The organism is Mesorhizobium sp. WSM4829 (assembly GCF_055811475.1).
Window position 1 is genome coordinate 1 of sequence record NZ_JBVVQJ010000078.1, and the last position, 6,280, is coordinate 6,280.

Annotated in this window: 3 protein-coding genes and 1 pseudogene; 2 read left to right on the top strand and 2 right to left on the bottom strand. The window is 61.0% G+C overall.

From position 1 onward, the window contains the following. Window positions 1-254: 254 nt before the first annotated feature. On the bottom strand, window positions 255-2,384 hold the full coding sequence (locus tag AC0L17_RS33850; RefSeq protein ID WP_473518904.1) for a prolyl oligopeptidase family serine peptidase: 2,130 nt from the start codon (window positions 2,382-2,384) through the stop codon (window positions 255-257). A 1,253-nt stretch (window positions 2,385-3,637) separates the two neighbouring features. Between AC0L17_RS33850 and AC0L17_RS33855 the strand changes: the two are divergent. Beyond that, window positions 3,638-3,799, top strand: a pseudogene (locus tag AC0L17_RS33855) (transcriptional regulator domain-containing protein); the annotation flags it as partial. 115 nt (window positions 3,800-3,914) lie between these two features. Further along, window positions 3,915-4,430: a DUF2285 domain-containing protein gene (locus AC0L17_RS33860; protein WP_473459462.1), complete on the top strand. Its 516-nt coding sequence runs from the start codon at window positions 3,915-3,917 to the stop codon at window positions 4,428-4,430. Between the two features lie 883 nt (window positions 4,431-5,313). On the opposite strand, the gene AC0L17_RS33865 is transcribed toward AC0L17_RS33860, so the two are convergent. Next, a complete protein-coding gene (locus AC0L17_RS33865; RefSeq protein WP_473518905.1) occupies window positions 5,314-5,844 on the bottom strand; it encodes an aminotransferase class V-fold PLP-dependent enzyme in 531 nt (176 codons plus the stop codon). Window positions 5,845-6,280 lie beyond the last annotated feature (436 nt).

The following is a 6,280-nucleotide window of genomic DNA, read 5'->3' on the forward strand; positions in this document are numbered from 1 at the left end:
GGGGGAGGCGGAGAGGCGCAGGGGGCTTTTGGAGTCGCGATAGCCGGCTGTGCCAGCAGCATCAAGACGACGGCCGCTGTTACTCCCCGCGCCACCTTCACTCGATTTGTTGCCATGATATTTCTCCTTGCTCTTCAGAAATGGTAGACTGCAATAGTCCTGCAGTATTGATTGATATCGACAGCGTGCGGGGCGCGCATTTGCGCAAACCGTGCTCGCATTATTTGCACCTTGTCGCAGTCCTCGACCTCTACTCACTCATTCGACGCCCGCCTTTCTCTAGCTCCCGGTCGTCTATGAAAGCTATCGGCGTGCCAGCCGATCGCGCTGCGAAGGAAGTGGATGCCAAGACTGATGAATGCAGCGCGCTCCCGATTGTCCTTGCCGTAGCCGTGGCCGCCCGCGCCGGGCTCGTAGAAGTACGCGGGATAGCCAAGGGCCTGCAGCTTTGCCGCCATCTTGCGCGCGTGGCCCGGATGGACGCGGTCGTCCCGCTTCGTGGTCGCGAGCAGGATAGGCGGATAGGGCTGTCCGGGCGTCGCGGCGTGATAGGCGGAGATTTCCTTCAGGAAAGCCCAATCGTCAGCCTTGTCGGGATCGCCATATTCGTCGATCCAGCTCGCGCCCGCCAGGAGCTTGGTGTAGCGGCGCATATCGATAAGCGGAACCGTGCAGAACAGCGCGCCGAAATGCTCAGGATAGCGGGTAAGCATGTTGGCGATCAGCAGACCGCCGTTTGAGCCGCCCTCGGCGGCAATCCGCCTCGGCAGCGTAATGCCCCTTCGCACGAGGTCGGCGGCAACGGCGGCGAAATCGTCATGGGCGAGACGCTTGCCCTCCCTCCGCCCGGCATCGTGCCACCGGGTGCCGAACTCGCCGCCCCCGCGGATGTTCGCCACCACACACGTGCCGCCGCGCTCGAGCCACAGCTTGCCGAGCGAGGAGTTGTAGGAGGGCAGGAGCGATATGCCGAACCCGCCATAGGCGCTGAGATGAACCGGGGCATCCCCGTTCCCATCCGCCGGACCGACCTGTGTATAGGGAATCATCTCACCATCGATCGATACTGCCTCGTGGCGCGTGACCACCAGGCCGGATGCGTCGAAATTCTCCGGGCTGCGCTTCAGGATTACTGAAGCGCTGACAGGCGGGGCGGCATTGAGATCGAATAGGAAAAGCTGCGGCGGGGTGATTGGATCATGAGCCCCGACCAGAACCTCCCCATTGGTCTCGTGATCTGCGGCATCGAGTGACCAGAGGTGAACAGTCCCTTGCACGGGAACGGTGTCCAGGGCTCGGCGCGTCCATTCCTGCGGGCCCGGCGTGAACACCTCGAATCTCGGAACGAGGTTCGCCAGGTAGGCGATAATGAGCTTCCCGTCATTCCAGAAGAATGACTGCAGACAGCGCCTCTCGTCCGGTTCAAACAGGGTACTGAAACGGCGTTCGCCGGCCAGCAAAGAGGAAAGCGAGATGCCGATCAGCGCGTCGGCGTGATAGGTCGTCCCGGCTACCGTCCATGCTGTGCGCGGCTTTACCGCCAGCCAATCGCCGAAGTTACCCCACCAGGCGTCCTTAGGAAGGTCGATTTCAATCTTCGGCCCGCTTTCATCGCCAATGCGGACGATCTGCTCGAAGCAGGCCAGCTGCTCGATGAACCACACGCGCTCGCTCTCGGCGGTACGGTCCAGATGGCCAGACACACCCAGGGTTTCGGAACCGGTCTCGAAGATTACCGGCGCGGTGAGGGGATCCGCGCCACGCTTCCACAGTCGCACGGTGCGCGCGTAACCGGAGCGGGTGGCCATGCCATGACCAAGCGCACTGGAAAGCAGAAGCGTGTTGGGGTCGAGCCAATCAATGTCACCCTTGGCCTCGGGGAGATTGAAACCGTCGGCGACAAAGCTCAGAGAGCTCAGGTCGAATTCGCGATGCACGACCGCGTCGCTGCCGCCGCGCGACATGCGCAAGACGGCTCTTTCGCGCGTCTCCGGCTCGATCGACGCGCCGCCCCAGACCCAGTCTTCTCCGTCGCTCGCCGCGAGGGCGTCCAGATCGACCAGTAGCTCCCATTGGGGATCCGCCTTCATGTAGGCGGCAAGGGTGGTCCGGCGCCACTGTCCGCGCGGGTTTCCGGCATCTTGCCAGAAATTGTAGAGGTACTGACCACGGCGCCAGATGGTGGGAATCTTGTCAGGACGGTCGAAAATCGCTGTCAGGGCCGCCCGGTCGCGCTCGAACTGCGTTCCCGCGAAGTGCTTCAGGGTCTTTGCCGACTGGCTGGCGGTCCACGCAAGTGCCGGTTCGCCTTCTACATCTTCAAGCCAAAGATGGGGGTCATCGTCGGGCGCATTCAGCGTTGGGCGGAAATCGAATTCGCTCATGTCCGAAAGACCTGAGGAATGAAGGAGCAATGGCTCTCGCCTGCTCGAGAAGGATCAATGTTTGCGGCGGCGCCCGCATGTTCGAAAAGCGCGATCATGGATGAGTTCTTCCCAGTCGGTGCGGCGTCGCAGTGCTTTTGCGCATAGGACCGCAACCGTCGTGCCAACTGGGAAATCCTTACGGAACAATGGGATCGCTCTGGCAGCGCTGTGTCAGATGTCAGACATCGTCGCGAATGCGACAACGAGCGTACCCCGTAATCACCGGATCAACCTCCGGCGCGAGCGGTGACACCGTGCAGCACTCAAGCAGGAGTGGCTGGGCTGTGGTCCAGCGGCAAAAAACCGGAGATTCCAGGAAAAGGGCTGGGCGCCGCTTGGGCGACCTGATGGTGCCCAAGCCCTGCCGCAATCTTGGCCTGCACCGTTCCCTTGATTGCATTCTTGAAGTCTGTCGATCAAGTCACCAAGCTGCATTCGGGCGAACGCATGGGACTCGTCCCTATGGCAACCTGGGCTGATGTCGGGCCGCCGTCCGATATGCAAGGTATAAGGGTCAGGAACAGGGAAGCTCCGGCTCGGCATCCTATCTCGGTGAGACGGCCAACGATCGGCGGTCTTTGGCTGACGCTGCGAGTTGTGCGCCCGCACCAAAGGCAGCGTGGGGCAAGTCTGCTTGGAAGAATCAGCTGCAGCAGGCGCTAGTGGGCCCCGGCCGCGCTCGATCTCCATACCGTCCGCAAAGAAAGCTCGGCGTGAGCACCGGCAAAAAGCGATCTGCGCGCCTCGCCGGTTCGTTTTGCGGTCCACTGAGCTGTCGGCTTAACCTGTACAACTATACAGGCTGCCATAGCGCGGAACTTGGCCTCCAATGGCGGAAATTCCCCCGAGGAGACCTCCATGACTGAGCTTATAGCGCCGGCGCTACGACAACTTTCCCACAAGCAGCGTGCAATCCACCGCCACGCCACTACGTCTCCAAGGAACCTCTTGAACGGGACGGATGAGCCGATCACCGGTACGAAACCGATATCCTTGGCGTGCTCAGGCCGCGCTGGCTGTCGCTGCGCGGGTTCGACGGTGTTCTTGCTGTTTGCGCGCGCCTTCTGCCCTCCAAGGTGCCAATGGCACACTCTTCGACCAAATGGCGTCATCGGGGTCTGGTGGCCCCGGCGCCGGTGCTTTGCCAAGTGGCATAAACTTTCGACCCCCCTGGGGGCGGGCAGGGGAGCACAGTCGTGCCTACAGTTCTCGTGACTGGCGCGGACGAGGCTGATTGGCGCGATGAAAGATCATATGATTACACCGCTGGTCTGACGCCGCGCGAGTGGGCCTGGGAGTTCTTGCGCCGCAACCCAGCATTCCAGCGTGATCTGGTCGCTGCGCGCCAGCAGGCCCATACTCTGTCTAACCAACCCTTTCTCGACGTGGTCGCGTTGGCCGGTGACCTGTCGCGCTGGGGTGTCCTGTTTCGCCGAGTCTTATGGGCGAAATTCGCTCGTATTCTGGTCTCCGCTCTGGTGCGTCCATGTGCTGCCGGTCATTGCAGAACAGCTGTCCGCATCCTCGGCGACATTGCCGCTCGAACTCTCGGCGTTGCCATGTCGTGCGACGGTCCTGCTGGCGCCCGACAAGGGCCAGCATGTTCTTCTTCGCAATGCGGAACATACGCTCCAGCTCGCCGTCTCTGGCGCGGATATCTTGCGCCCTGTTTGCCTCCGCACCGAGGCGATCTGGCCAGCGATGCTTTCGAAGCCCCGTCTGAGGGCGCTCGAGTGCCTCAATGCTCTAAGTCTGGGTCAACACCTGCCCGCCCGCTTGTTTCCGCCGGAAAGACGCGGTCCGCGTTTGACCTTCGTTCTTCGTGCGCTCGACGGCTCACTTGCTGGGGCGTCACATCGTGAGCTCGCCGAAGCGCTGGTTGGTCAACGGCGCGTCCATGCCGACTGGAGGGATCCTCGCGATCATCTGCGCGACCGCATTCGCCGCGCCGTCTCGCGTGGCCGCGCCCTCATGAATGGAGGGTACAGAGATTTCCTTCTTTAAAAAGTGACAGTCCGCCCTGTGCGTCAGCCGGCGAACAGTTCGCAGATAGCGTACCATGTCACCATCAGTTGGTCCGGTCGGACATGGCAGCGAACGGCCTTGCGGGTGCGCTCTGGTCAGGCGTCGGTCCAAACCGAGAGGCATGTTCGGTATTGTCCGATAGCCGACAATGTCGAGTACGCAACGTAGAGGAAGCCGACTCTCGGGTGTTTATACGCTTTTTGCCTTGGCACAGTACATGCATGCTATTCATCAAAACACGCGGACTGAGTGGTTCCCACCATCACGAGAGTCGCTGAATTACGCCACCTCCCAAGGCGTACCCGGCCCGGCAGCGAGCTCAGTCTCCTGCCGGGCATCCGTGTTCAGACCTACTCGCGTTCAGAACTTCAAATTAGAGGCGCAACCTTTCGCGTCCGGCTATGCGAACTGGTGCTGAAGAATTGTCAGACTTCGAGCGCGGTCGTTGTGGCTCCGTATTCACGGCAGCGACTATTTCGGCCATTGCCAACTCAAGATCCGCCTTTGGAGTAAATGTGGAAAGGCTCACTCGCAGCGTAGGCTTAGCATCTTCATAGCTGACCCCATCGTCGCAGCACATGCGACGGATCGGTGGCGCCAGCGCGGCAGGCGCAACCTGTGGAGAGACAGATTCCGCGCATCGCCAAGCGCTCGACAATCGCATCGGCGTCACACCACGCGATGGTCAAAGAGCACGTATTTGGAAAGCGCGGTGCTCGAATCCCAATAAAACGTACTTGCGGCAGGCGGATTGCCAGCTCCCGTTCAAAGTTGTTTCGAAGCGCTTCGATGCCACTCGCTACACGCAGCCGCCGAGCCGCCTGTTTCGCGGCAACGGCCAGTCAGGCGGCTGCTTCGCTGTTCAGCGTTCGCGCCGTCGCCCGTCCTCCTGTTCACCATAAAAAAGCGGTTCGAAGGGCAACCCCTCCCTAATGTACAACGCGCCCACGCGTTTCGGGCCTTGGAATTTATGCGCCGATAGGGAGAGCAGATCGACTTCGACGAACTCGTCTGTCAGATCGATGGGTATTCGACCAACAACCTGCGCGGCGTCCATGTGTAGGATTGCCTCCGGAGCGAGGCGGCGACGATATCGGTCAAAACTCCAATGGGTTGAACGACACCCGTCTCGTTGTTCGCAGCCATGACAGAAACGAAGGCGGTGTCGGGCGTGAGTGTCGCAGCGAACGCATCTGGCTGGTATCCAACGGCCACTGCCCCAGTCACCGGCGCCAAATAGAAAGAAGCGAAGACGAAGCCCCCACAGCCGACTGCCATCCATCAGTTCCCACGTCACACGGAATTGGGCCAGCCTGGCGTGAAGAAGATCATTGAGGATGCGCTGCGGGCGGCCGGCCTTATGCGCTAGGCGACTGCGCAAATCGCTCGCCATCGTCTATGCCGGCCTGCCGGTCTCTCCCTTCGGGTAGGTGGCATCATTGCGTCCCTCAGCCGGGGCAGCGGCAGCGGTATCTTAAATGGTTTTCACGTGACCTTTGGCTCTGCCAAGTCTCAGCCAAATTTTCACGTGTAGAATCTCGCATACGGGTTGCAAAATCGCGCTGTTTGTCGACAGTCCTACGGTGGGCCTGGTCAACCTTTGATGCTATCCCGACGTCTGGACCATGCAGTGGAATGCTAGAACAAGGGGGGCGTCGCTTTTGCGCCGTAGTCAACGTCCAGTTGTGTGCGTCAAGTTCTGCAAAAATGGCGTGGCATTCAGCGGTGACGTTGGCGTGTCCGCCGCGCAGCCCCCGTGTTTAGCGGAGCGGCGGACATGGCGGCCGCGTCTCAGGCGGCCAGTGCCCTCAGGTTCTCCTTCTTGTGCT

Coding starts and splice junctions, on each gene's coding strand:
- AC0L17_RS33850 (WP_473518904.1), bottom strand. CDS start 2,384: ATGAGCGAATTCGATTTCCGCCCAACGCTGAATGCGCCCGACGATGAC.
- AC0L17_RS33865 (WP_473518905.1), bottom strand. CDS start 5,844: ATGGCGAGCGATTTGCGCAGTCGCCTAGCGCATAAGGCCGGCCGCCCG.